General features: G+C 44.2%; 2 protein-coding genes. One reads left to right on the top strand and one right to left on the bottom strand.

Features of this window, described 5'->3' with window-relative positions; genetic code table 11:
* Nucleotides 1–96: 96 nt before the first annotated feature.
* A complete protein-coding gene (locus AB4496_RS23775) occupies nt 97–1,290 on the bottom strand; it encodes a multidrug effflux MFS transporter (RefSeq protein ID WP_009845543.1) in 1,194 nt (397 codons plus the stop codon).
* A 297-nt stretch (nt 1,291–1,587) separates the two neighbouring features.
* Between AB4496_RS23775 and AB4496_RS23770 the strand changes: the two genes are divergently transcribed.
* On the top strand, nt 1,588–2,673 hold the full coding sequence (locus tag AB4496_RS23770) for a PQQ-dependent sugar dehydrogenase (protein WP_009845544.1): 1,086 nt from the start codon (nt 1,588–1,590) through the stop codon (nt 2,671–2,673).
* The last annotated feature ends 195 nt before the right edge of the window (nt 2,674–2,868 follow it).

Below are 2,868 nucleotides of genomic sequence, written 5' to 3'. Positions count from 1 at the left end.
AGCTCTAAGCTCTAAGCATAAAGAAGGCCATTGAAGTCTCAGAACTTTAATGGCCTTTTCGTTTTTCACTCGCTAGCTAAATAATTAACTAATTAACTAGCTCAGCTGCGACTCTCTCGCTTCTTGACTACTGAAACCACGCAAAATATTAATCAGAGTAATAATAGTGAACAACATGATGACAAGCGATAAATGCCACGCTTCTCCTAGCCCTAATTGAACTAGCCCCATACTCACCATTGAAGACACCACCATCTGCCCGCCGCCAGACATCGCAGCAGCCGCGCCAGCGTTCTTCTTATAAGGCAACATCACCAACGCCTGAGCACAAGGCAATGCAATACCATTGCCAAGAATCATCAAGAACTGGCCAAGCATGAGATACAAAGGCTCAAGTGGGCAAAAGAAAAGCCACAACGCCGCAGAGATATGCAATACAGGGGTACATAACAGAGTTTTCTTGTTGCCCAACATGGGGCGAATACGGTTACATAAACTTGTTCCACCCAGCATGCCTAAAGCAGGAATCACCGCCCACATCGCGTATTCATCAGACGTCATACCAATCTGATTTTGCATAATAAATGGCATCACTGATACGGTAGTGATCATCAAACTAAAGTTAAGCCAGCCAATACTCGCAAAACTCATAAAATAGCGAGAAGTTAGCAACTCTTTGTATTGAGAAACCATTTTCTTTGCCGAAGGAATAGCGGAGATCTGAGTGACGGTTTCCTTAAACTTGAACGCCAAAACCACCCAAGCTAATGAGACATAGCCAAGTAGCGAGATGAACACCATGCTCCAGCCAAAATGGAAGTTAATAAAGCCGCCGATTACGGGCGCAATCAAAGGTGTAATAGACGCGACCATCGCAATGTAGGACATAGCTAAAGGTAAATCTGCCCCACTGAATCTATCCCGCGTGGAAGCACGAGCAAGTACAGCGCAACAACCCGTTCCTAAGCCTTGCAGAAAACGCCCCATCACCATGCTAGTAAATGAATGGCTAAAGAAGATGATCATTAATAGTCCCAGCATGGCGATTAATAATCCGCTCAGCAGTACTTTCTTGCGCCCTAGAGCATCGGAAATTGGACCATAAATAAACTGAGAAGGTCCAAAACCTAACAAATAGACACTCACCAGAAGCTGAGCTTGCTCTAGCGAAACATCAAAGTCTTTCGCGATCCAAGGTAATGATGGAAATACCAGCCCCATACTGAGTTGGCCGATGCTGATGACCAAACACGCAAGTAGGATCGATTTAAAGTCAAATCGACGACTCATGATGTAAAGTATCCAACATAACAGCTGTTTTGAGATCGGGTGGTTTGAGAATAGATAGCTTGGGTATCAACCTGACAACATACAGACAGAGAAAACAGCGAAGATGTTGCAAGGGTAGTATTCATTATGCTCCGAAGGAATCGAATAGAGAATGGCAGGCTAAACATACGTGAGCTTGCTTACTCATACAACACTGGTTGAACTAAATAAATGAATAGTCACTTTTCAGTAACCCAACCTTTGCACCTGTCGACCACAAGCTAAACTAATACCACGTCATGAAAACAAAGGACTCCCATGAACAATCATCATCGTATTCTTTCCTATGCTTTGGCACTCATCGCATCAAGTCCAATATCCTCTGCTTTTGCATGGCAAGTAGAGAAAATCACAGACGGCCTTGAGGTTCCATGGGGGCTCGCTTATGTCGATGACAGTACTATGCTTCTCACAGAAAAAGCAGGCGTCATTAAACAGGTTGATTTAAAGACGGGTGAGCAAAGCACACTGTTCAGGCTGCCCAATGTTTGGGCGAAAGGCCAAGGTGGTCTGTTGGATATCGCGCTCTCCCCTTTTGAAAACGAAAAGTTCTACGTCACTTACAGTAAAGACGTCGATGGTGAAGGAGTAACGTCACTGGCTTCTGCTAATTACAGCAATAATGAAGTTACCAATTGGACAGACGTGTTTGTATCTAAATCCAGAACGGACACCGGACGTCACTTTGGCAGCCGTATCACCTTTGATGATAGCCACCTGTATTTTTCAATCGGCGACCGTGGTGATCGAGACAACGGCCAAGGCACCATGACTCACGCCGGATCAATATTACGATTGAATGCTGATGGAAGCACACCAAGCGATAACCCGTTCTCGGATAACAGCAAGGTACTCAATGAGATTTGGAGCTATGGCCATCGTAATCCACAAGGCTTGTATTACGACTTCCCGACCCAGAAGCTGTGGTCGATTGAACACGGCCCGCGCGGTGGTGACGAAATCAACTTAATAAAAGCAGGTGCCAACTACGGGTGGCCTGTCACATCACACGGAAAAGAGTATTGGGGCCCAATTAGCGTAGGCGAGTCTGAAACTAAAGATGGCATTGAAGCGCCTAAAAAAGTCTACGTTCCTTCAATCGCTCCGGGGAGCTTGATTGTTTACCAAGGGGATAAATACCCAGAGTTAAAAGGAAAGCTGCTGGCTGGCGCACTTAAGCTTACCCACATCAATATTGTGACAGTCAATGGACAAGGTGATGCAATCAAGGAAGAACGTATTTTAGAAGATTTAGGCGAGAGGATAAGAGACATTGAAACTTCACCAAGCGGCGACATCTTTTTCAGTACCGATAATGGCAACCTGTATCGCTTGAAAAAGTAGTCAAAACCTCGTTCCAATAGAAACATGATACTTACCGTGAGATTTATAAATATAAGCCGTTAAAATTAGGTTCAGGCACCAATTAGCGGCTTAATAATTTGGAAAATAAATGTGCCAAAACAGTGCAATTACTCCAAATTCGTCATCAATTTCGACCACCTTTTTCACAAAAACTACAACAAATCACCATACAAC

It is taken from the genome of Vibrio sp. 10N.222.46.A1, assembly GCF_041473595.1.
GTDB lineage: Bacteria > Pseudomonadota > Gammaproteobacteria > Enterobacterales > Vibrionaceae > Vibrio > Vibrio tasmaniensis_A.
The sequence above is the reverse complement of the archived record's forward strand: the minus strand, read 5'-3'. Positions and strand labels throughout refer to the sequence as shown.

Excerpts from the sequence above, each read along its gene's own strand:
- AB4496_RS23775 (WP_009845543.1), bottom strand. The coding sequence starts at position 1,290 with ATGAGTCGTCGATTTGACTTTAAATCGATCCTACTTGCGTGTTTGGTC.
- AB4496_RS23770 (WP_009845544.1), top strand. The coding sequence starts at position 1,588 with ATGAACAATCATCATCGTATTCTTTCCTATGCTTTGGCACTCATCGCA.